Origin of the sequence: Agarilytica rhodophyticola (assembly GCF_002157225.2) — a bacterium.
Taxonomy (GTDB): Bacteria; Pseudomonadota; Gammaproteobacteria; order Pseudomonadales; family Cellvibrionaceae; genus Agarilytica; species Agarilytica rhodophyticola.
Genome location: NZ_CP020038.1, coordinates 1,428,719 through 1,451,429, shown reverse-complemented (window position 1 = coordinate 1,451,429; position 22,711 = coordinate 1,428,719). Strand labels below are relative to the sequence as shown.

The window sequence follows — 22,711 nt, the reverse complement described above, 5'->3', positions numbered from 1 at the left end:
TCTGCTGCACTGCAACGCACAAGCTTTAAAAAAGCCTTTTCGTCGGAACTTATTGGGGGCCTTGGAAATATTCTGGAGCGAGATTATCAAAGCGGGTAAATTTCCCCACAAAAGCAGCTCTACATGTACCTATTTCACCATTACGTTGCTTACCGATAATTAATTCTGCAATCCCTTTATCCGGGCTTTCTTCATTGTAGTATTCATCTCGATAGATAAATAAAATGACGTCTGCATCCTGCTCAATGGCACCAGATTCCCGCAAATCCGAGTTCATAGGCCGTTTGTTGGGTCGTTGTTCAACACCACGATTAAGCTGAGAAAGTGCAATAACTGGACAGTCATATTCTTTCGCCAGCGCCTTAAGCGCACGTGATATTTCAGATATTTCCTGAGTTCTACCCTCACTGCCACCGCCAACGTGCATCAGCTGTAGGTAATCCAGCATGATCATGCCTGGGTTACCATGTTCTCTGGCGATTCTTCGTACACGGGCACGAACTTCATTAGGGGTTAGTCCCGCGGTATCGTCGATAAATAACTTTTTATCTTTTAGCTTGCGCGCAGCAACCTCTAGCTTTGGCCAATCCTCTTCAGTCAATTTACCATTACGCAAACGCCCTTGGTCGATTCGCCCCATCGACGACAACATCCGCATTACTAAAGATCCTGACGGCATCTCCATACTGAAGATCAATGCCGGGCGATCTTGAGTAAGAATAGCGGACTCGACAAAGTTCAATGCTAGCGCCGTTTTCCCCATAGAAGGACGAGCAGCAAGAATGATAAGTTCGCCATTTTGCCAGCCTGACGTTTTCTCATCGAGTTCGTTAATACCTGTTTTAAGGCCCGTGATATCACTATCAGAGCGAAAAAGCTCATCAATTTTATCAACCGTCTCCTTCAAAAGCGTATTAACGTCGGCAAAGCCCCCTTCTTTAGGACGCTCTTCAGAAATTTCTAATACACGTTTTTCAGCCAGCTGTAGCAAATCATCAGAAGCCAGTCCACCAGGGTTGTAGCTAGCCCGGCTGATCTCGGTAGCAGCAGAGATCAACTGCCTTAACGTCGCCCGCTCGCGTACGATTTTTGCGTAGGCGACCACATTGGCACTACTAGGAACCTGGGTAGCAAGGTCAGCAATATAGTCTAAGCCGCCTGCACTCTCTAGCTCATCTCGGTGGCTCAGCTCTTCAGAGACAGTAATAACATCAATCGGTTGCTCACGTTCAATAAGCTCAGCCATGACACTGAAAATCTTACTGTGACCGAGCTTAAAGAAGTCACTATCTGATACCACTTCAGCGACAGCGTCATATTGACTGGAGTCACGCAGCAGGCCGCCTAAAACTGACTGTTCGGCTTCTAATGAGTGAGGCATAACACCCGCAGCAGGCATTTCATCACTGTGAAGCTCGCGCTCTATTTCAGGATAATCGTAGGGTTCAGACTCAGACATTCGTATCTTTATTTAAGTATAAATATTTGCAAGCATTGTATTATTGATTGTACTGCCTTGTGAGGATATTTCCTCACATAGTTGCGATGAAAAGGTTGCGATGAAAAAATTTTGCAGCCTTCTTAAAGTAACTTTCTATGGTAACAGCAGTAAGGTTTTCAGTAGCTTAGGGCCTGTAGGCCTCAAAGTAAGCACTTTTTGCTTAGATATGTATATTTAAGATGCAAAAAAGCGCACTGCCGGCCATTATTCCAGCAGTGCGCTCGATTTTACTCAGAAATAACGCTACGGGTATAGCGTATTTGCAATTACTCAGCTTCGACTTGAAGTTTAACTGCTTGTACAACGTCTACGTGAAGTTGCAAAGTGATTTCATATTCACCTATTTCACGTAAAGTACCTTCTGGCAGTTTAACTTCGGCTTTAGTAACTGCAACGCCTGCAGCAGTGATTGCTTCGGCGATATCACGTGCACCAACAGAACCGAACAACTTGCCTTCATCACCCGCTTTAGCAGTGATAGTAACGCTAAGCTCTTCGAGTTCACGAGCGCGAATTTCAGCAGATTCTTTCTTATCTGCTGCAGCTTTCTCAAGCTCTGCTCTGCGCGCTTCAAATTCTTTTAGGTTATCTGCAGTGGCGGATATCGCTTTACCTTGTGGCAAAAGATAGTTGCGGCCAAAGCCTGACTTAACGTTAACTTTGTCGCCAACGCCACCTAGTTTACCCACTTTTTCGAGTAGAATAACTTCCATCTCGCTTTCCTCTATTTTTCAGTAATATTATCATTACTGCTTAAATTGAATTTTTTGTCTGTAGTCGAGCCAAGTATCGGTAAGGCCAGCCAGCATTAAGATAATGCTCAATGGTAAAAACAGAATAATGGCAACATACATCACCACCACGCTGCTGGGCCCCATATTCGACTTAGCAATTGCATAATGTGCTAAGCCCAAACCTGCAAAAAATAAGGGCATGCCAAAGAGGCCTGTCCAGTATACGTATTCATCCCCTCGCATCAGGCAATAAACAAGTGCCAATGCAGAGCTTAGAGCGATTGGTGTATTCAAACGAAGTGCATGAAATTCAGTCTGAAATCCACCTGGATTATATAAAATCGCCTGCCACCAGCGCCCTACAAGCAAGCCGAATATCGCACTGACACCGATAAGGCATGCGAGGATACCCGTCGCTTTGACTGCGCTGATATCTTGCTGACTAACAACACTAACACTATCTGTCGCGTCATTTTCAAGTGCCAGATTTGCAGCAAGATCCATAAAAGAACCAGAGAAATCTGGGGCTAAATTGAAAACATCAGCGCGAATCAGAATTGCTATTAGGCAAGCTAACGCTACTGTTGCCGCCAAGGCAGCGGGCCATATCACACACCACCTTAATACCAACGATATGCCGTAACACACCACGAATACGCCTATTGTTGCCAAAAAGAGTATTGCATCCACATTACCAGAGTAAACTCCGAAGAATGCGGGCAGTGTTGTTGCTACCGCGATAATCAGCCCTTCTTGCCAACCTTTGCGCAAGGTCACTAGGGCAATCGTAGCCTGAGGTACAACTGGAAACCAACTGCCGATCAGGGCTACTACAATCGCTTCAAGACGCCCGCGCATAATAAATTCAGCTAGCAAGCGCATGAGGATTTGCTCTCTACAATTTAGTTAACTAACGATTAGTCGTGGCTATCAGTGTATGGCAACAACGCAAGATAACGTGCGCGCTTAACTGCTGTAGCCAATTGACGCTGATACTTTGCTTTAGTCCCAGTGATACGACTAGGTACGATTTTACCTGTCTCAGAGATATAAGCTTTTAATGTATCAAGGTCTTTATAATCAATTTGCTTCACACCTTCAGCGGTGAAACGGCAAAACTTACGACGACGAAAAAAACGAGCCATGATTATGCCTCCTCACTATCTGCTGTTGGTTGATCATCTGCACTTTCTTCTACCGCTGCTGGAGCTTCAGCTTCGGTATCGTTAGAACGGCGGTCAGTGCGATTTTTGCGCTCACGGTTTTCTTTTTCCGCTTTCATGATAGGTGACTCTTCAGTCACAGCTTCGTCAGTGCGGATCACCATGTTTCGCAAAACAGCATCGTTGTAGCGAAAGTTAGTCGTCAGCTCTTCAAGTGCTTCATCAGTGCACTCAACGTTCATAAGAACGTAGTGAGCTTTGTGAATTTTGTTAATAGGATAAGCGAGTTGACGGCGACCCCAGTCTTCTAGACGGTGCACCGCGCCACCCTTAGTGGTGACATTAGATGAATAGCGCTCGATCATACCGGGCACTTGTTCACTCTGATCCGGATGAACCAGAAATACAATTTCGTAATGACGCATTTTATGCTCCCTACGGGTTAAAGCTTCTCAGGATATTCTGATGAAGCAAGGAGTGGTTAGCCCTTCATAAATTGAAGGGCGGCGTATTCTATGTGGCCGACGATCAAATTGCAACCGAGCAATGAGATTAGCTGCGTATTAAACTATTTTAGAGTCGATAAATGTAGGACGAGGATGTCCTACGATACGAATTTGAGGAATGATTAGGCCTCAGAGGAAAGGGATCGTTGACGCAATGTCTCAAATAACACAACCCCGGTCGCCACCGAGACATTAAGACTGGAGACACTGCCATGCATGGGAATCTTCACTAATACATCGCACGTTTCTTTAGTTAAACGCCGCATGCCGGAACCTTCAGCCCCCATGACAATAACTCTAGGGCCGGTTAAATCCGAATCATAAGTGGAGTCCGTCGCTTCGCCAGCAAGCCCGGTCACCCATAAACCGAGTTCCTGCAGCTTTTTCAAGCAACGGGCTAAATTGGTAACAGCAATAAGAGGTGTCGTTTCGGCAGCGCCCGAAGCCACTTTACGGGCTGTTTCGTTAAGACCTACAGAGTTATCCTTGGGAATTACCACTGCATGCACACCCGCCGCATCAGCACTTCGTAGGCATGCGCCTAGATTATGGGGGTCAGTAACACCATCGAGTACTAATACCAAGGGCACAATATCAGGGGTTTGCACAAGTTCGTACAAGTCGGCTTCAATAAGGTTTTTCCCCGCTTTTACCAGCGCCACGACCCCCTGATGGTTGCCATCACATAAAGCATCTAAGTCTTTCTTTTCAACATATTTAACAACACCATTAATAGCAGCTACCGCATCTAAGATTTTCTGCACTTTTTGGTCTCGACGACCGCGGTAGATATATAACTCTTTGAGTCTGTGTGCAGAAGTCTTGAGCAGCGACTGCACTGCATGTATACCAAAAACTTGTTCATCATTGCTCATAATTTGTATGCAGCTAGCCTGCCCTAATCGATGTTAGTAACTTTTGTTTTTCTTCGTTTTAGCTATTTTTGAACTTAGTTATTCTTAGACTTAGTCTTTCTTCGCTTTTCTCTTTTAGTTTTCTTGCTCTTTTTCGCTTTTGACGAACTGGTGGCTTTAGTTTTTTTCTTAGCTTTAGCAGCTACCTTTGCTTTCACAGCCTGCGGTTTACCTTGATCTTGTTTAACAGTTTCGACTTCCCCTTCGCTGACTGCATCTGAGATGGGTCTTTTACGTACTCGTCGACGAGACTTTGGCTTTATTTCACTGTTCTTACGGTAACCCGGCTCCATATCATCACTAAGAGTATTTGTGCCTTTGCGTTTTTTCGACTTAATCTTTATCAGCTCAAAATCCACTTTACGCTCGTCCAGATCGACTCTTGCCACCTGAACCCGCAGTTGATCACCAATACGAAAAACCCGTCGGCTTCGCTCGCCTACTAAGCGATGCTGTGAGGCTTCGTGGTGATAGTAATCCTGGGGCAGCGAGGTTATATGTATTAACCCCTCTACATATAAGTCTGATAATTCTACAAACAACCCAAAGGCTGTGACGGCACTAATAACTCCATCAAACTCTTCGCCGACACGTTCTTGCAAGAATTCACACTTCAACCAGCTAATAACATCGCGTGTCGCTTCATCTGCGCGTCGCTCGGTAGTCGAGCACTGTTCGCCAAAGCTCACCATATCTGCTGTGTCATAAGGGTAATTTTCCGAAAATGGCACAAGAGCTCGTTCCGGATGACGACGGACTTTGTTGGAAGCTATATCAGCACGCACAAGTGCGCGAATAGCGCGGTGAACAATCAAATCGGGATAACGGCGAATGGGAGAAGTAAAATGTGCATACGCTTTATAAGCCAATCCAAAATGCCCAAGGTTTTCCGCCTGATATTGCGCTTGGTTCATACTTCGCAGCATAACTGTTTGAATTAAGTGAGCATCTGGCCGCTCTCCAACCTGTGCCAATACATCACGATAATCCTGTGGGCTGACCTTGCCGCTGCCTTTCATACTTAGCCCAAGCTCGCCTAAAAATTCATTAAGCCCTTCTAATTTCTCAGCTTTGGGGCCTTCATGCACACGATAAAGGGTAGGAATTTTGAGACTCTCTAATAACTTTGCAGCACAGACATTGGCCGCCAACATGCACTCTTCAATCAGTTTGTGGGCTTCATTTCTTTCCACAGGTATGATTTTGTGTATTTTGCGCTCTTCATCGAAGATGATGCGCGTTTCTTTTGTTTCGAAATCAATAGCCCCTCTCGCTTCCCGTGTTAAACGCAAAGCGAGATAAAGACGATAAAGCTCATCGATATGCTGTGTGAGAGCAGCAATATCTCCTTTTTGCTGCCGCTTAGGGTTTGCCAGAAATGCTCCCACTTGGGTATAGGTAAGACGAGCATGAGAGTGCATAACACTCTCATAAAATTTATAGCCACTAATTTTACCAGCAGCACTTATCGTCATCTCACAAACCATACAGAGTCGATCTGTCTTCGGGTTCAAAGAGCATAAGCCATTAGATAAAACCTGCGGCAGCATGGGCACAACATAGTCGGGAAAATACACCGAGTTGCCCCGTACCATGGCTTCCTGGTCTAGAGCTGAGCCAGAAGGCACATAGTGTGAAACATCGGCAATGGCCACAAATAAACGCCAACCACCTGAGCGCTTACGTTCACAATAGACGGCATCGTCGAAATCTCTGGCGTCTTCACCATCGATAGTGACAAACGGCAGGTGACGTAAATCTATCCGGTTTAATTTATCTTCTTCTTTTACCTCAGCGGTAAAAAACGAGGTTTGCTGTTGCACGTCCGCAGGCCAAGTATGAGGAATACCATGGGAGCGAATGGCAACATCGATTTCCATCCCAGGTGCCATATGGTCACCAAGCACTTCCATAATGCGGCCGACGGGCTTTTGGTAACGATCTGGTTGTTGGGTAACCTCCACCACCACAAACTGTCCCGCCTGGGCATTAGCCGTATCTTCTGGTGGAATAATAACATCTTGGCTATTGCGCGGATTGTCTGGCCGCACAAAATGACTGCCTCCCTGGTTAAGGTAGCGCCCTACCAGTTGATGGGTATTGTGGCTTAAAACCTCGACAATTTTTCCCTCTCTACGCCCTTTAAAATCTTCTGGGCTTGGTCGGGCAAGAACTTCATCACCATCAAAGACTTTGCGCATTTGCCGATTACTTAAATGAATATCGGCAGAACCATCAGTAGGAATCACAAAGCCAAAGCCGTCGCGATGCCCTTGTACCCGGCCACGTACTAAGTCCATTTTATTGGTTAAACCATATTCCCGTCGGCGGTTGGTGGCCAATTGCCCATCCCGCTCCATAGCATTTAAGCGCCTACGCAAAGCTTCTTTCGCCTGGTCACCGTTAATTTGTAGTGCTTTACATAGTTTTTTGTAGTCCATTGGGCCAGAAGATTTTTCTAGCACTTGAGATATTAATTCACGACTTGGAATAGGGTTAGCGTAATTGGAAGCTTCTCGTTCAGCGAAGGGATCTTTAAGTTTATTTTTTTTCAAACGATTCATCCTTCATTATTTTATTTATGCCCATGGAAAATACAGTAAGCGAGCCACTATCGAAACTAACTATCGAAACTATGAGCCACCAGTATAACGGCATGTCACCTTCGATTTGAAGGAAAGCTCTTATCATACCAAAGACAGTATAACCAAAAAGTAAGCAGACCTTAGATTTTGAAATCTGCGAGCAGTTTCAAAAATACATTGGGTGGGATGTAATAGGAAATTCAAAGCCCATAATTGCACAGAAATTATGGGCTCTTAAACAAAGGCTAAAGAGCCATAATATGGAGAACTAAAAAAGATGAAAGGGGCTAGCCAACCGCAAATAAGTCGTTGCGAATAATGGTTTCCATACGATCGGGCCCGGTTGAAATAATATCTACAGGCACACCTACCAGCTCTTCAATTTTCTCGATATAAGATAATGCAGTATCAGGCAAATCGTCCAAAGATTTAACGCCAAAAGTAGAAGCATTCCAACCAGGTAGCACTTCATATACAGGTTGAATTTCCTCCCAGCCTTCGGCATCGCAAGGAACGCCAACAGCTTGCCCTTGAGCATTTGTATAACCGACACAAATCTTAACTTCATCCAAGCCATCCATTACATCGAGCTTGGTAAGACATATGCCACTCATACTGTTAATACGCACTGCATGTTTAACCGCGACCGCATCAAACCAGCCAGTGCGACGCTTACGCCCGGTGGTTGCGCCGAATTCATTACCTTTAACACCCAGATGCTCGCCGACATTGCAGTCCAATTCTGTAGGGAATGGACCAGAGCCTACGCGAGTTGTGTAAGCTTTTGTAATGCCTAAAATATAATCTAGATAAAGTGGACCAAAACCTGAACCTGTAGCTGTTCCTCCAGCGGTGGTGTTGGAGGATGTCACGTAGGGATATGTGCCATGATCGATATCCAGCAGGGAGCCTTGCGCACCCTCAAACATAATGCTTTCACCTTTTTCGCGAGCACTATGCAGGTAGTCGATCACATCAATAATAATATCTTTCACTTGTGCGAACTGTTCAAGTATATCAGCCAGGGTTTTATCATAATCCAAGGCTTCACATTGGTAGTACTGAGTCAATACGAAGTTATGATACTCCAGCACTTCTTTGAGCTTGCTAGCAAAGCGATCAGGCTGCAGAAGATCACCTAAACGCAGACAACGGCGAGCGATTTTATCTTCATAAGCAGGCCCGATTCCTCGCCCAGTAGTACCAATTTTTGCGCTGCCACGCTTGACTTCCCGCGCGTTATCTAACGCGATATGGTAAGGCAAGATAAGTGGACAAGCGGGCGAAAGACGCAAGCGTTCACGCACAGGCACATTGCGCGCCTCAAGCTCTGCCATTTCTTTTAACAAGGCTTCGAGGGAGAGGACAACACCATTGCCGATGAGGCAGGTGACACCGTCTCGCAAAATGCCCGAGGGAATAAGGTGCAAGACGGTTTTTTCACCGTCGATAACCAACGTATGGCCAGCATTATGCCCGCCTTGAAACCTCGCTACATTGCTCACCTTTTCGGTGAGTAGATCAACGATTTTACCTTTGCCCTCATCGCCCCATTGCGAGCCGAGAACCACAATGTTTTTACCCATTACCGTATTGCTCTCTTGAATAGCTATATTTTAAATTGATGGATTTAGGGAGTACCTAATGTGTCTGATTACATATTTTTCAATAGCACTTGATCGTTTTCCACACACAGAATGCGATCGCAATGCTGATAGTCTTCCGGCATAGCTTGCCCCGGAACTCCCATAACTACACGCTCACCTTGAGCACGCAATTCTTGAACTTTTTGCCAAAGCGCTTCACCGGCTTCATGGCAAGCAAAAATACCTTTATCCGGAGGTGAGCACTCATGTCTTTGCAAACGACATATGGCACTTAAGTTAATATCAAAGCCCGTCGCAGAACGAGCGCGACCAAAGGCTTCGCCAACAGAATCATAGCGCCCACCGCGGGCGATAGCATTGCCGACACCTGGGGCAAAAGCACCAAAAACAATACCTGTGTGGTAGTGGTAACCACGTAATTCGCTTAAATCAAAATACAGCTGCACATTAGGGTAACGAGCAAGTACGGTATCCGCTAATGTTGCAAGATCGTCGAGTGCTGCGTGTATTTCAGATGGTGCATCAGCAAAAGCTTCACGGGCCAGCTCAATAATTTTGTCACTGCCTGAAAGTTTCGATAGCGCGGAAAGCCATTGTCGCGCCTGCTCATCTTTAACATTCTCATTAAGCCAACGATCTATATCAGAGAAGGCCTTACTTTGCAGCAACGAAAATAGCGCACTTTCTTGCTCAGTATTTAACTCAGCTGCTCGTGCTAAACAGCGAAAGATCCCCACATGGCCCAGGTCAATATATTGGCAATCTAAATTTGCTACTGTCAGGGCTTCAAGAAGTAGGCTGACAACTTCAACCTCTGCTTCTAAGGCAGAGACGCCGAACATTTCAACTCCAACCTTAATCGGCGAGCGAGATCCCAGAGGGGATTTGGCTTTGGTCTGCAATACATGGCCGGCATAACAGAGCCGGTTAACACCTGAACGCTTAAGACTGTGAGCGTCCATCCGCGCCGCCTGGGGCGTAATATCGGCGCGCAATCCGAGGGTACGACCAGATAGTTGATCCGTCAGCTTGAATGTTAATAGCTCGATATCCTGGCCTGAACCAGTTAGCAGAGAATCTGTAAATTCGATCATTGGCGGAATGACATAGTCATAGCCCCAACGTATAAACAAATCTACAAACCGCCTACGCAAACTCTCAAGATACAATGCTTGTTCAGGTAATACTTCTTCAATGCCATCAGGCAATAGCCAACGATCGACTTTATTGTTCATCATGTCTCTAAATTATTACTTGAGTCACTGCTTGGTCAGAAAATAGCGTTGCTCAGAGGCTTGCTATTATTTAAAGCATAAAAAAACCGGCTCAATGGTGGCCGGTTAATTTATTTTACAGAAGATTGTGTAGTTTAGACAGTATAAATATTATCTTACTTAACTTTCTTGCCTGTGGAATTATTCAGATACTTGAAAAAGTCACTTTCAGGATCGAGTAAAAGAATATCTTCCTTACCACTAAAGGTAGCTCGATAGGCATTTAAGCTGCGAACAAAGGCATAGAATTCAGGGTCTTTGTTGTAAGCTTCAGCGTATATGGCAGCAGCTTTCGCATCTCCCTCACCACGTAATAACTCGGCTTTGCGGTAAGCGTCAGCTTCAATGATAACCTTTTCCTTATCAGCATTAGCCATAATGATCACTTCTTGCTCTTTACCCTTAGCGCGATGCTCACGTGCTTCTCGCTCACGTTCGGCCCTCATCCTGTTGTATACAGGCTCACTCACTTCATCAGGAAGATCAATCTTTTTGACACGAACATCGACGATTTCCACCCCAAGAGACTCTTGGGTAAATTCATTAAGTTGCACCGTAATGCTGTTGATCAATTGATCCCGCTCGCCGCTGACAACTTCCTGCAGAGAACGTCGAGCAAACTGGTTGCGCAAACCTTCATTAATACGCTGCGCCAGCAAGCGCTGAGCGCGATCTTCTTCACCGTTGGTAGCGGTATAGAATTTACTAACATCGATAATACGCCACTTAGCATAAGAGTCGACCATCATACTTTTCTTTTCGACGGTCAAAAAACGCTCAGGTCTAGCATCCAGCGTCAACACACGAGCATCAAACTTCCGGATAACATCAATAAGAGGTATTTTAAAATGCAAACCCGGACGCAAGTCTTCGATGTGCACTTTACCCAAACGTAGTAATACACCACGCTCATATTCGTTGACGATATAGGCAGAGTTGCCCCCGATAATTATCGCAACAATAACTAGTACAGAATAAAGCATCGTTTTTGGCGTCATGATTAACGACCCTCCCGGCGACGAGAACTGGAAGTAGTTAATTCACGTTTTAAGCGCTCAACCACTTGATTGACAATCATATCTCGATCCGAAGGTGAGATGTTTTTACCCATAGACGGAATTGATGATCCTCCTGGCGCAGAAGACACGATCTTATCAAGAGGCAGGTACAACATATTGTTACCACCCTCAACATCTACCATAATCTTCGATGAACTAGACATAACTTCCTGCACTGCATCAAGGTATAAACGTTGGCGCGTTACTTCTGGTGATTTCTTGTATTCTTCTAGCAAATAACTAAAGCGTTGAGCCTCACCTTGAGCTTGCGCAATGACTCGCTCTTTATAGGCATTGGCTTCTTCTTCCATGCGCTGAGCAATACCTCTTGCTTCGGGAATGACAGCATTGGCATGAGCTTGAGCACGGTTTTTATAACGCTCTTCATCTTCACGAGCTTTAATCACATCATCGAAGGCATCTTGCACTTCAATAGGAGGATTAGAATCTTCCACATTCACCTTTTCAATGGAGATCCCAGTCTCGTAATTATTCAAGTAGGCTTGCAAACGCTCTTGGATATTGGCAGCAACTTCCTCTCGTCCTTGGGTTAAGATATCGTGCATCACAGTAGAACCAGCAACATGGCGCAGAGCACTGTTTGCCGCTTGGCGCAAGCTCGCTTCGGGATTGCGTACATTAAGAATAAAGTCACGAGCATCGTCGATGGAATATTGAACAGAAATCTTAACATCGACAATATTTAAGTCTTGGGTCAACATTTGCTCTGTGGTTGACCAGTTCCTAAGTTTAGTTACGTTCTCAGTATAAACACTGTCAATAAGTGGCGGATTCCAGCGAAAACCTGGGGTTTTAGTTTCATGGTAAACGCCCAGACGCAAGACAACAGCGCGTTCTTGCTCATTGACAACTGCCATACCAGAATAAAGGTAGCCCACAACAACGATAATAGCTGCAACTATAAAAAGGGTTTTATTAATCCCGGAGTTATCATTCGAGCTGCCGCCGCCATTACCACCAAATAAACCGGAGAGCTTTTTCTGCAAGTTTTTTAATGCTTCGTCTAGGTCGGGAGGGCCATCATTACCTCGATTGCCGCCACCCCATGGGTCTTTATTATCACCCGGCTCGTTCCAAGCCATAGAAATCTCCGCTTACTTAAGTTTAAATTTAGGATATAAAGATGAATTAATATTTTTCAAGGAAGATACGATAATCTGCCTGCAAATCACCTATAAAATAAGCGACCTCGTACTAATTTTCTTGGGCTGTATTATTTTTAATCTACCTTACCCTAATGCCTGTTAGCAGTCCTCACTGCAGGTTCATCGTGGTTACGGTGATTGTCAACGCACACCAATGAATCCAACGAATGATTCTCTGCTGCTAGTAATTTGATCAAGTCTACTTCGGGCAAGCATATATCCATCTCACAAGAACCATCTTCCTGGTAACGCTCATCCAAAACGGCATTATGTCGATAGAGACGAGCCCGCAAGCTGCCTTCGCTCATTTCCAGACGGATACTCGCTTGAAAAATTTTCTCCGCTACTAATGCAGTAATCGCCTCAAAAAGCAGATCGACCCCTAGGTTATTTTGCGCAGACAACCATACCGCACAGGGCTTCCCCTGCTCATCATAGTCAATTCTTGGAGAATAGTCCTCCATCAGATCAATTTTGTTGTAGACAAGTAATTGGGGAATCTCATTCGCGCCGATTTCTTCAAGCACTTCATTAACTTGATAAATATTGCGCGCACGTTCCTCATCTGCAACATCGATAACATGCAGCAGTAAATCAGCATTAGCTGCTTCTTCAAGAGTAGCACGAAATGCCTCGATTAATCGGTGTGGCAGATGGCTGATAAAACCCACTGTATCGGCTAAGACAGCGGGTCCAGAATTCCCTAATTCAATACGTCTCATTGTGGGATCGAGTGTTGCAAACAACTGATCTTTGGCATAAACACCTGCATCAGTGACCACATTAAATAAAGTGGATTTCCCTGCGTTGGTATAACCGACCAAAGACAAGGTGGGTATCTCAGCACGAGAACGGGAGCGACGACCTTGCTCCCGTTGCTTTCTCACTTTTTCCAGCCGTTTGTGAATAGATTTAATTCTGGCACGTAGCAAACGTCTATCAGTTTCTAACTGCGTCTCACCAGGGCCACGCAATCCAATTCCGCCTTTTTGCCTCTCAAGGTGAGTCCAGCCGCGAATCAAACGGGTAGACATATGCTCCAGCTGCGCCAATTCCACTTGTAACTTACCTTCGTGGGTACGGGCGCGTTGAGCAAAAATATCGAGAATCAAACCATTGCGATCGAGCACTCGGCACTGCAACTCTTTCTCTATATTACGCTCTTGGCTGGGAGAAAGTTCATGATTAAAGATCACCAAGCCTGCTTGGTGGTGCATAACCAGTGAACGCAGCTCGTCTAATTTACCGGAGCCGATAAAATAACGTGAGTCGGGCACGGTGCGTTGCCCAGTTAAAAATGCCACAGGATCACCGCCAGCCGAAAGAACAAGTTCTTCAAACTCTCGGGGATCGTTGGCATCTACTTTTTGGGTGATGTTCAAGTGAACTAAGATTGCTAGCTCACCAGAATCAGGCCTTTCAAAAAACAATAAAGGCTCCGCTTACTCTGTACTATCCAAATCTTCACCAGCCTCCGGGTTCAGCATTGGAACTCGCACTGGTCGCGATGGGACAATTGTGGATATGGCGTGCTTATATACCATTTGGCTAACCGTATTTTTCAACAGTACGACGAACTGATCAAAAGATTCAACTTGGCCCTGCAGCTTAATTCCGTTTACTAAATATATTGAAACAGGGATACGTTCTTTACGCAAAGCGTTAAGGTAAGGGTCTTGTAAGCTATGCCCTTTTGACATTGTTGTTCTCCTTATTGGAAAGTAAATAAAACATCTGCCATATGTTCAATACAAAATGGTGTACTGACTACCATTTAGGCTGTTTGAGCCTGTGGCGATGCAAGCATACAAAAATAAATAACAAGTGAAAGGGACAAAAGTTCCCCCGCGATTCAGGAATTGTCGTGACAAATTCTTTTATTCTGTAGCTGACCAAAATATGCATTTAAGGAGCTTAACTTTAAATATATACTCGGTGTTATACCAGAGTTAATTTGTATGACAAAACATTAAAACTGAATAGTCAAAGGTCAGTTTATCTATGTAGTACTCTAAGAATATATCATTTTAGTCTACATTATATGGCTCTTTTAGCTATAATTTTCAAGGCAATTTGCGTTAATTCTTCAACTGTCATGAAATTTCCATTTTCTTGTTGAGTAAATAGCCACTGTGCCCCTTGCCACGAACGCAACCACGTAAGTTGCCTTTTTGCCAGCTGACGTGTGGCGGCAATACCCTTGTCACGCATTTCACGACGATCGTACAAGCCTTCCAGATGCTCCCATACTTGCCGATAGCCAACAGCTCGAATTGCAGGTAAGTCTTTGTGCAGTTCCTTACGAGTCATTAAAGCCGCTACTTCTTCTAGCAAACCATTTGTTAGCATCTGATCAAAACGCAATTCGATACGCTCATGTAGACAATGTCGGTCTCTTGGGGAAATAGCAATTTGGTACCAGTCATATTTTTCCAAAAGCCCTCCGCTGAGACGATTTTGAAAGCTGGAAAATGGTTTACCACTAATACGGCAAACTTCTAATGCACGACTTAGACGTTGAGAATGATTAGGATGAATCTTAGCCGCTGAAATAGGATCTACTTCTTGTAAAAGCTTATGGATATGGGGCCAGCCAAATTGTTTGGCCTCTTGCTCAATAGCATTGCGGATATTGCTATTGGCAACAGGCATATCGGACAAGCCTTCTAGTAACGACTTAAAATACATCATTGTCCCACCCACCAAAATGGGTGTTTTATTCAAGGCTAAAATTGCTTCAATTTCATGTTTAGCATCGCGACAAAAATCAGCCGCAGAATAAGGCTCATTCGGTTCGCGAATATTAATCAAACGATGGGGTGCTTTGGCAAGTTCTTCTGCCGTAGGCTTGGCTGTACCAATATCCATACCCCGGTATACCAAAGCGGAATCCACACTAATAATTTCGCCATTGAGATGCCCACGCAAGGCAATAGCAAGGTCAGTCTTGCCTGATGCTGTCGGCCCCATAATCGTAATAATACGCTGGCGCGATGCATGGTTTAATGTATCAGATAGGACATTATCACCTGATAACTCATCAGCATTTCCAGTGGACAATATTACTGGCCTCGCATAAACAATTTATCTAATTCAGACATACTCATCTGCGTCCAGGTTGGACGACCGTGATTGCACTGGCCGCTGCGCTCGGTCTCCTCCATGTCACGCAGTAAAGCATTCATTTCGGCAATAGTAAGGCGTCGGTTGGCGCGCACAGAGCCATGACAAGCCATGGTTGACAGCAATGCATTAATATTCTGCTCGATACGCTGACTGGTGCCAAACTCAATGAGATCAGAAAGTACATCACGTACTAATAATTCGGTATCGGCATCTTTTAAGATAATAGGAATTTGCCTTATCAAAAGCGTTTCAGGTCCTGCGCGTTCGACAATAAAACCTATACGTGAAAATAACTCGTTGTTATCTTCCGCACAGTTGGCTTCCTTCTCACTAATAGCAATAGATTGGGGCACAAGTAACGGTTGGGATTGTAAGGATTGGGCGGAGAATTGTCGTTTCAGTTTTTCATAAGTAATACGCTCATGAGCCGCATGCATATCAACAACCACTAAGCCCGCACTATTCTCCGCCAGAATAAATACCCCTTTAACCTGAGCAATAGCAAAACCTAATATAGGTATTTCGCCATCATGGTCGATAACATTCTGTGCCCCTTGTAATGTCTGTGCATCAGCAGAATGGGGTACAGATGAGGAATTCACCAAGGCAGAATAATGTGCTACCTGCTCACGAGCATTCAGCGGTGAAGGTGTGGGCGTGGATGAATAAGCCGCAGATGATGCATGGTTTGAAGAAGCAAAGTTTGATGAGGAAAAGTTTTGTGCTGAGGCTGATGACCCCGCCCCCAAACCAAGGGAAGATTGAGAAGGGCTTTGGCCAAAGCCCTCGGCTTCAGTTACAGGTTCCTGCCTCGGACTGCTTGTTCGCTCATGAGAAGCGCTCTCGGCATCGGGACGAATATCGGCCAGAGCCTTATGTAAGCTGCTAAACAAAAAATCGTGTACTAAGCGGCCATCACGAAAACGCACTTCATGTTTGGTTGGATGAACATTTACATCCACGTTGCTAGGATTCACTTCCAGGTATAAAACAAAAGCAGAATGGCGACCATGGTATAGCACATCGTGATATGCCTGCTTAATCGCATGGGTCACAAGTCGGTCTTTAATAGCTCGACCATTAACATAAAAATGTTGTAAATCGGCTTGGCTGCGCGAGAAAGTGGGCCGCGCGACCCACCCCCAGAGACGCAAATTTGCGCGCTCAATTTCAATATGCACAGCATTTTCAATAAATGCAGGGCCGCATATTTGCGCGATACGGCGTTCTTGTTCAGGACGAGTGATGGCAGGTCGCCAACTATGAATAACACGGCCATTATTTTTTAAACTAAAACCCAGTTCAAAACGAGATAATGCGATGCGTTTTAAGACATCTTCAATACGATTAAACTCTGTTTTCTCAGTACGTAAAAACTTGCGCCTGGCAGGTGTATTAAAAAATAGATCGCGAACTTCGACCGTACTCCCTTGAGGATGTGCCGCTGGTGAAAGCTGAGCTTCCATATCACGCCCTTCTGCGTGGGCGCACCAACCTGCAGTGCCATCACCGTTGTTACTGGTTAACTTCAAACGAGCAACAGAGCTGATACTTGCCAGCGCTTCACCACGAAAGCCAAGGGTTAAAACGGCTTCAAGATCATCAAGTTGATGAATTTTGCTGGTTGCATGGCGGCTTAAGGCTAGAGGCAAATCCTCTTGCGAAATACCACAGCCATTATCTCGCACACGAATCAGCTTAACACCGCCTGCCTCCACTTCAACATCTAACTGTGTTGCTCCTGCATCGACACTATTTTCCAGTAATTCTTTAATCACCGATGCCGGGCGCTCTACTACCTCTCCGGCAGCGATCTGGTTAGCCAAACGCGGACTAAGTATTTTTATTGCATTCATAGTGATACAGCTTGTGAGTTAACTTGCAGGAATAGTCAGCACTTGGCCTATTCGTATAGTCGATGATGTCAGCTTATTTTTGTTTTTTAATTCAGTCACACTAATTTTATATTTCTTAGCAATAGAAGATAAGGTGTCCCCCGCCGCTATGGTGTGAGATTGGCCTCCAGCTCCACGGCCGGCGGTTTCTTTACCACCATATTTTTTCCACGCAACGTAAGTGCCCTCGGGCGGATTGTCATAAAAATAAGCCTTAATCCCCTTAAAAACAGCTTTTGCTAATTTCTGTTGATGGGCCGGCGACTTTAGTTTTTTCGATTCTTTGGGATTGGTAATAAACCCTGTCTCCACCAAAATTGAGGGCACATCGGGCGATTTCAATACAATAAATGCAGCCTGTTCAACATGATTTTTATGCAAGCTGGTAAAACTGCCCATATTTTTTAATACTCGACCGCCAACATCTAAACTACTTGCCAAAGTGGCTGTCATCGACAAATCAACCAGCACGCCTGCGAGAACATCGTCTTTATCACTCAGGCTAACGCTGCCAGCACCGCCGATAAGATCTGACTCATTCGCTTTTGATGCCAGAATACGAGCCATCTGGCTGGTAGCGCCTCGACGCGATAAAGCAAAAACAGACGCGCCTTTTGCACGTGGGTCGGTAAAACCATCCGAATGAATGGAGACAAAAAGATCAGCCCTCATTTCTCTGGCTTTTTGCCGCCGCAAAGTGTTTTCAACATAGTAATCACCATTGCGTATCAGCGTTGCTTTAAATCCAGGCTCTTTATCGATGATACTTTTGAGGGCCTTACTAATTTTTAACACCACGGTCTTTTCATAGATACCACCTGGACCAATAGAGCCTGGATCCTCGCCACCGTGTCCGGCATCAATAGCAATTAGAATATCTTTTTTACTACCGACACTGGGTTGAACTTTCGCTACCGTTTTTTGGGTTTTAGTACCTTCGCCATAGATATCAATCACTAGACGATCAGGTTTACCCGCATGTTTCTTTAAAACAAAACTGCGTGGCTGAGTTGTCTTAGCCATATCTAAAACAACACGTAGATCGTCTTTATCACGTTTGCCATAACGCATTTTGCTAATAGATGTTTTATCAAAGTCAAGGCTAGCTAAACTGGCCTTAAATTGACTTTTATCGATGTCGATAACAATACGATCAGGTTGCTTTAGAGAAAAGATTTTGTGTTCGACAGGGCCTGAGAGGTCAAACACTAAACGAGTATGATCCGGCGCTCGCCAGAGCCGAACACCCTCGACATTAGCGCTGTTGACATCTGCAACAAAGAGCACAAAACAGCAAATTAAGCTACAAAGCTTTAGCCCTAGCTTTGATAATAGAGTGCTCTCTACAGGTTTTGAGTTTCTAGCAACGATAATACAGCCACTCCACGTTCCGTTTTACTTGTTATAGTCAGCTTACGTCCCTCATCCATAGGGTTTAAACTCACGATCATATCTGCCTTAGGAATATATCCGTGACCTTTTTGCGGCCATTCAATAAGCGCCACTGTATTTTCGCCAAAATAGTCACGGATTCCCATAAACTCCAATTCTTCAGGATCACCAAGACGATACAAATCAAAGTGATACACTTGTATGCCATCGAGGTCATAGGGCTCTACAAGAGTATAAGTTGGACTCTTAACTTGACCTGAATAATTATACGCCGCTAACACACCTTGGCAAAAAGTGGTTTTACCAGCACCGAGTGTGCCTTCGAGGTAGACTACGATAGAGTCTTTTACCCTACTACCTTTTAAAAGGCCGCCTATTAATCCCCCAATGGCTCTGCCGTAAGCAATAGTCGCCTTTTCATTAGCTAAAAAGAATTCCTTGTGCATCAATTTGACTCTATACCACGATTAACTAATTGACGAATAAACGGCATTAAATCGCTTGCCAAAATACCCACTTGACCATCTTGGGAAGCGCAATCTCCAGCATGGCCATGAATACAGACACCAGCCACAGCAGCCTCTTTCAACGTCATACCTTGCGCGACCAAGGCTGCGATAATTCCAGTCAGAACATCTCCCATCCCAGCGACAGCCATACCTGGATTGCCGACATTAGTCAGCGTGCTACCCTGCTCATCCGCGATTAAGGTGCCCGCGCCTTTTAAAACACTGATACCGCCATACTTTTTGTGTAAGGCTGTCACTGCAGCAAAACGATCGTTAACAATTTCAGCGGTTGAACAACCAAGTAAACGGGCAGCCTCACCTGGATGAGGTGTCATCACAAACCCTATTTTATGATAGCTGTTTTTGTCCCACGCTTCTTCTGTAGTTGTTGTATCTTGATCACAAGATACAAATCTTTGGGCAATTAAATTGAGTGCGTCGGCATCAATAATTTTGGCAACCTGCGCTTTTAAAGCAAAATACAAAAGTTGTTGTGACCAAGCACTCTGCCCAAGTCCCGGCCCCACAATAAGCACATCGGCTTTCGCAGTGTAATCTTCCAACTCTGGCCCTGAGTTAATACCGACACTCATTACTTCAGGGATGCGCGCTAAAGCTGCGGCAACATGTTCGGGCCGAGTGGCGAGCATAACGCCACCTGCTCCAGCTCTCATAGCAGACTCGGCAGCTAATAGCGCAGCGCCTCCCATGCCTAAATCACCACCAACCACAAGCACCCGTCCGTAATCTCCTTTATGGGAATCAGCAGAGCGAGGCATCAGCTTGGTAATCTGGGAAATACGTTCAACAGGCCGATCCACGTGTTGATAAATATGATCTGGAATGGCCAAGTTATCGAAGAAAAGCTTGCCACAATACTCCGGGCCTGATGCGGTCAATAGCCCCTGTTTAACCGCCACAAATGTCACGGTGACATCAGCCTTGATCGCGCCTTCACAAGCAACACCGGTATCGCCGTTAACACCAGTGGGAATATCCAAAGCTAATACGGGGGAGTTAGTGCGGCGAATTAACGCACAGGTTTGACGCACATTATCTCTGAGCTCACCATGGAAACCGCTACCGATCATGGCGTCGACAACGATGGCATCATCAAGCGTGTCGGCTGCAATATTCTGCACAGGCAAAACCTCCGCCCCTTCGCCAATAGCGAAGTAGTAGGCTTTCTGTACATCCCCCGATAGGGAGCTAGGAGTTGCCAATGAAAATACAGACACCGGTATTTTTTTCTGGGCGGCTAAGCCCGCTAATAAATAACCGTCTCCGCCGTTATTCCCCGAGCCACAAAAGACAACAATTCTGCGGCTTTGCCCCCAGGTATCAATAAGGACGGATAATGCGGCTCTTGCAGCATTTTTCATCAGTACAATACCGGAGATATTGGTTTGCTCAATAGCTGCTTGATCGAGTAAACGTGTTTGTTCACAGGTGTAGAGGTACTGGGGAAGCTTACTTGTCATAGAAATGATCACACTACTTTTAACTTTTCATCAAATTATACGTGACTTACATCTTCCCCCATAGTCAAATAGTTACCCTAAAGAATTCACCATATTATATGGTGTCAAATTTATTGTGACTAAACTCCAACCCCCATGCTAGCTTGATCTATGTCATCCCTTTACCAGACGCTTGCTGAACAAATACACCATTGGACGCGAGAACTCGGCTTTCAGCAGGTGGGTATTAGCGCAGCCGATGTCTCGGATCAGCAACAGCACTTTCAAAATTGGATTGATAAAGGCTACCACGGGGATATGGCGTGGATGGTGGAGCATGGAGAAAAACGAACACAGCCACAAAAATTGATTCCTGGCACAACTCGGGTTATTTCGGTGCGGATGAACTACTTACCCCCGGAAACAGAGCAAATCAAAATTCTTAAATCCCCCTCCAAAGCTTATGTCTCTCGTTATGCTCTAGGGCGCGACTATCACAAGCTCATCCGCAAACGCTTGGCCACTATTGCACAAAAAATTGAGGACTTCTGTCAAAGCCACGATATCCCCCTGCCAGAAAATCAAAGGGCATTCGTCGATAGTGCGCCGGTTTTAGAGAGGCCTTTAGCGCAACAGGCCGGCCTCGGGTGGGTGGGTAAGCACACATTGCTGATCAATAAGTCTGCAGGCAGCTGGTTTTTTCTAGGTGAAATTTATACCAACTTGCCCTTGCCTACTAATCAACACATCCCTGAAAATGCCTGCGGCGATTGCCAGGCCTGTCTGCAAGTATGCCCAACAGACGCATTTCCCAAACCCTATGTTCTTGACGCCACCCGCTGTATCTCTTATCTCACCATTGAAAACAAAGGTCCGATTGCCGAAGAGTTCAGAGAAGTTATGGGTAACCGCGTGTTTGGGTGCGACGATTGTCAGGCCATATGCCCCTGGAACAAATACGCCGATTTTACAAAAGAAAAGGATTTTCACCCAAGGCACCATCTGGACTCAGCAGAGCTAGTGGATCTGTTTAATTGGAATGAGCAGGAATTCTTAGATCGGACTGCCGGCTCAGCTATTCGTAGGATCGGTTACCAAAACTGGCTGCGCAACCTTGCCATCGGCTTAGGCAACGCTCCAGCATCAACAGAAATTGTCCACGCACTAAATAGACGAATAGAAGCAAATGAGGAAGGTTGGTTACAAGAACATTTCTTATGGGCGCTTGAGCGGCAAAAACAACCGCCCAAACGTCGTAAGAGGAAACTTAAAAGAAATTAACGCATGTTTAGATGGCATGATATATCGATGGAGCCATCGTCTTGCAATAAACCAAAATTCTGTTTACTGACGTTTTGCACAACTACCAATGGGTTATCCCTATGCTCGCGTCTAACAAAGGCAATTTGCCATCCAAAGCTTTCCATCTGACGCAGCGATTTTTGTTGTTGAGAATTGAGCAGACTACGTGTATTTAAAGGTACAGGGGATTTGCCTCTGCGCTTATCCACCGTCAGCTTAATCTTCTTAGGCCTTTCCAAAGGGGTATAGTATTGAGACATACAACCTCCAACTAATGCGCTAACACATAGTTTGTTAGTACGTATTCTCCTTGGATCATGATTAGCGCGCATTTAGTTTTCGAGCGTTTTTACATCCCAGGCTCGTCGAATAACAGCAATGGTAGAGCTTCCATGTTTGCGGACACTTTGTCAAAAATATCATTTCATAGATAAGGCTGTATTCATTCTCAAACAGAATAAAAGGTTAAGCGTTCTCATCAAAATTAAAGACGTTCACGTTTTTAATCAGCATTTCATG

At 45.1% G+C, this 22,711-nt stretch carries 20 protein-coding genes; 1 reads left to right on the top strand and 19 read right to left on the bottom strand.

All coding sequences use genetic code 11. The features are described 5' to 3' along the window. Positions 1-49 precede the first annotated feature (49 nt). From dnaB to BVC89_RS06095, 18 genes are all read right to left on the bottom strand, one after another. Entirely contained in the window at positions 50-1,399 is a 1,350-nt protein-coding gene (gene dnaB, locus BVC89_RS06180) for a replicative DNA helicase (RefSeq protein ID WP_086934538.1), read from the bottom strand. A 368-nt stretch (positions 1,400-1,767) separates the two neighbouring features. Continuing rightward, positions 1,768-2,214 (bottom strand): 50S ribosomal protein L9, encoded by a 447-nt coding sequence (rplI, locus tag BVC89_RS06175; RefSeq protein WP_086930345.1) that lies wholly within the window; start codon positions 2,212-2,214, stop codon positions 1,768-1,770. A 33-nt stretch (positions 2,215-2,247) separates the two neighbouring features. Further along, on the bottom strand, positions 2,248-3,117 hold the full coding sequence (locus BVC89_RS06170; RefSeq protein WP_086930344.1) for a hypothetical protein: 870 nt from the start codon (positions 3,115-3,117) through the stop codon (positions 2,248-2,250). Between the two features lie 35 nt (positions 3,118-3,152). Beyond that, positions 3,153-3,380 (bottom strand): 30S ribosomal protein S18, encoded by a 228-nt coding sequence (rpsR, locus tag BVC89_RS06165; RefSeq protein WP_086930343.1) that lies wholly within the window; start codon positions 3,378-3,380, stop codon positions 3,153-3,155. 2 nt (positions 3,381-3,382) lie between these two features. Then, positions 3,383-3,823 (bottom strand): 30S ribosomal protein S6, encoded by a 441-nt coding sequence (gene rpsF / locus BVC89_RS06160; RefSeq protein WP_086930342.1) that lies wholly within the window; start codon positions 3,821-3,823, stop codon positions 3,383-3,385. Positions 3,824-4,026: 203 nt separating this feature from the next. After that, complete coding sequence (rlmB, locus tag BVC89_RS06155; protein ID WP_086930341.1) at positions 4,027-4,779, bottom strand: 23S rRNA (guanosine(2251)-2'-O)-methyltransferase RlmB; 753 nt, start codon at positions 4,777-4,779, stop codon at positions 4,027-4,029. Between the two features lie 74 nt (positions 4,780-4,853). Further along, positions 4,854-7,382: a ribonuclease R gene (rnr, locus tag BVC89_RS06150; RefSeq protein ID WP_086930340.1), complete on the bottom strand. Its 2,529-nt coding sequence runs from the start codon at positions 7,380-7,382 to the stop codon at positions 4,854-4,856. 308 nt (positions 7,383-7,690) lie between these two features. Then, a complete protein-coding gene (locus tag BVC89_RS06145) occupies positions 7,691-8,989 on the bottom strand; it encodes an adenylosuccinate synthase (RefSeq protein WP_086930339.1) in 1,299 nt (432 codons plus the stop codon). A 68-nt stretch (positions 8,990-9,057) separates the two neighbouring features. Continuing rightward, on the bottom strand, positions 9,058-10,248 hold the full coding sequence (locus tag BVC89_RS06140) for an ATP phosphoribosyltransferase regulatory subunit (RefSeq protein WP_245929352.1): 1,191 nt from the start codon (positions 10,246-10,248) through the stop codon (positions 9,058-9,060). 152 nt (positions 10,249-10,400) lie between these two features. Further along, positions 10,401-11,282 carry a protease modulator HflC gene (hflC, locus tag BVC89_RS06135; protein WP_086930337.1) on the bottom strand — a complete coding sequence of 294 codons (882 nt, stop codon included), beginning with the start codon at positions 11,280-11,282 and terminating at the stop codon, positions 10,401-10,403. Between the two features lie 2 nt (positions 11,283-11,284). Then, entirely contained in the window at positions 11,285-12,445 is a 1,161-nt protein-coding gene (gene hflK / locus BVC89_RS06130; RefSeq protein WP_086930336.1) for an FtsH protease activity modulator HflK, read from the bottom strand. A gap of 152 nt (positions 12,446-12,597) precedes the next feature. Next, complete coding sequence (gene hflX, locus BVC89_RS06125) at positions 12,598-13,938, bottom strand: ribosome rescue GTPase HflX (protein ID WP_086930335.1); 1,341 nt, start codon at positions 13,936-13,938, stop codon at positions 12,598-12,600. Between the two features lie 12 nt (positions 13,939-13,950). Beyond that, positions 13,951-14,208 (bottom strand): RNA chaperone Hfq, encoded by a 258-nt coding sequence (hfq, locus tag BVC89_RS06120; protein ID WP_086930334.1) that lies wholly within the window; start codon positions 14,206-14,208, stop codon positions 13,951-13,953. A gap of 337 nt (positions 14,209-14,545) precedes the next feature. Next, positions 14,546-15,478 carry a tRNA (adenosine(37)-N6)-dimethylallyltransferase MiaA gene (gene miaA, locus BVC89_RS06115; protein WP_086934537.1) on the bottom strand — a complete coding sequence of 311 codons (933 nt, stop codon included), beginning with the start codon at positions 15,476-15,478 and terminating at the stop codon, positions 14,546-14,548. Positions 15,479-15,570: 92 nt separating this feature from the next. Continuing rightward, on the bottom strand, positions 15,571-17,490 hold the full coding sequence (gene mutL / locus BVC89_RS06110) for a DNA mismatch repair endonuclease MutL (protein WP_086930333.1): 1,920 nt from the start codon (positions 17,488-17,490) through the stop codon (positions 15,571-15,573). Positions 17,491-17,508: 18 nt separating this feature from the next. After that, the gene (locus BVC89_RS06105) at positions 17,509-18,816 is read right to left on the bottom strand and encodes an N-acetylmuramoyl-L-alanine amidase (protein ID WP_216825099.1); all 1,308 of its coding nucleotides are present in this window, start codon (positions 18,814-18,816) and stop codon (positions 17,509-17,511) included. 56 nt (positions 18,817-18,872) lie between these two features. After that, entirely contained in the window at positions 18,873-19,367 is a 495-nt protein-coding gene (tsaE, locus tag BVC89_RS06100) for a tRNA (adenosine(37)-N6)-threonylcarbamoyltransferase complex ATPase subunit type 1 TsaE (RefSeq protein ID WP_086930331.1), read from the bottom strand. Beyond that, on the bottom strand, positions 19,367-20,911 hold the full coding sequence (locus tag BVC89_RS06095; protein WP_086930330.1) for an NAD(P)H-hydrate dehydratase: 1,545 nt from the start codon (positions 20,909-20,911) through the stop codon (positions 19,367-19,369). Before BVC89_RS06095 ends, tsaE begins: the two co-directional genes overlap by 1 nt. Before the next feature lie 150 nt (positions 20,912-21,061). Between BVC89_RS06095 and queG the strand changes: the two genes are divergently transcribed. Further along, positions 21,062-22,171: a tRNA epoxyqueuosine(34) reductase QueG gene (gene queG, locus BVC89_RS06090; RefSeq protein WP_086930329.1), complete on the top strand. Its 1,110-nt coding sequence runs from the start codon at positions 21,062-21,064 to the stop codon at positions 22,169-22,171. Here the strand turns inward: queG and BVC89_RS06085 are convergent. Beyond that, positions 22,168-22,452: a hypothetical protein gene (locus tag BVC89_RS06085; protein WP_086930328.1), complete on the bottom strand. Its 285-nt coding sequence runs from the start codon at positions 22,450-22,452 to the stop codon at positions 22,168-22,170. The genes queG and BVC89_RS06085 overlap by 4 nt on opposite strands. Positions 22,453-22,711: the final 259 nt, after the last annotated feature.

What these genes read in the sequence shown, in the direction of transcription:
- dnaB (WP_086934538.1), bottom strand. Translation starts at nt 1,399, where the DNA reads ATGCCTGCTGCGGGTGTTATGCCTCACTCATTAGAAGCCGAACAGTCA.
- rplI (WP_086930345.1), bottom strand. Translation starts at nt 2,214, where the DNA reads ATGGAAGTTATTCTACTCGAAAAAGTGGGTAAACTAGGTGGCGTTGGC.
- BVC89_RS06170 (WP_086930344.1), bottom strand. Translation starts at nt 3,117, where the DNA reads ATGCGCTTGCTAGCTGAATTTATTATGCGCGGGCGTCTTGAAGCGATT.
- rpsR (WP_086930343.1), bottom strand. Translation starts at nt 3,380, where the DNA reads ATGGCTCGTTTTTTTCGTCGTCGTAAGTTTTGCCGTTTCACCGCTGAA.
- rpsF (WP_086930342.1), bottom strand. Translation starts at nt 3,823, where the DNA reads ATGCGTCATTACGAAATTGTATTTCTGGTTCATCCGGATCAGAGTGAA.
- rlmB (WP_086930341.1), bottom strand. Translation starts at nt 4,779, where the DNA reads ATGAGCAATGATGAACAAGTTTTTGGTATACATGCAGTGCAGTCGCTG.
- rnr (WP_086930340.1), bottom strand. Translation starts at nt 7,382, where the DNA reads ATGAATCGTTTGAAAAAAAATAAACTTAAAGATCCCTTCGCTGAACGA.
- BVC89_RS06145 (WP_086930339.1), bottom strand. Translation starts at nt 8,989, where the DNA reads ATGGGTAAAAACATTGTGGTTCTCGGCTCGCAATGGGGCGATGAGGGC.
- BVC89_RS06140 (WP_245929352.1), bottom strand. Translation starts at nt 10,248, where the DNA reads ATGATGAACAATAAAGTCGATCGTTGGCTATTGCCTGATGGCATTGAA.
- hflC (WP_086930337.1), bottom strand. Translation starts at nt 11,282, where the DNA reads ATGACGCCAAAAACGATGCTTTATTCTGTACTAGTTATTGTTGCGATA.
- hflK (WP_086930336.1), bottom strand. Translation starts at nt 12,445, where the DNA reads ATGGCTTGGAACGAGCCGGGTGATAATAAAGACCCATGGGGTGGCGGC.
- hfq (WP_086930334.1), bottom strand. Translation starts at nt 14,208, where the DNA reads ATGTCAAAAGGGCATAGCTTACAAGACCCTTACCTTAACGCTTTGCGT.
- miaA (WP_086934537.1), bottom strand. Translation starts at nt 15,478, where the DNA reads ATGGGGCCGACAGCATCAGGCAAGACTGACCTTGCTATTGCCTTGCGT.
- mutL (WP_086930333.1), bottom strand. Translation starts at nt 17,490, where the DNA reads ATGAATGCAATAAAAATACTTAGTCCGCGTTTGGCTAACCAGATCGCT.
- tsaE (WP_086930331.1), bottom strand. Translation starts at nt 19,367, where the DNA reads ATGCACAAGGAATTCTTTTTAGCTAATGAAAAGGCGACTATTGCTTAC.
- BVC89_RS06095 (WP_086930330.1), bottom strand. Translation starts at nt 20,911, where the DNA reads ATGACAAGTAAGCTTCCCCAGTACCTCTACACCTGTGAACAAACACGT.
- queG (WP_086930329.1), top strand. Translation starts at nt 21,062, where the DNA reads ATGTCATCCCTTTACCAGACGCTTGCTGAACAAATACACCATTGGACG.
- BVC89_RS06085 (WP_086930328.1), bottom strand. Translation starts at nt 22,452, where the DNA reads ATGTCTCAATACTATACCCCTTTGGAAAGGCCTAAGAAGATTAAGCTG.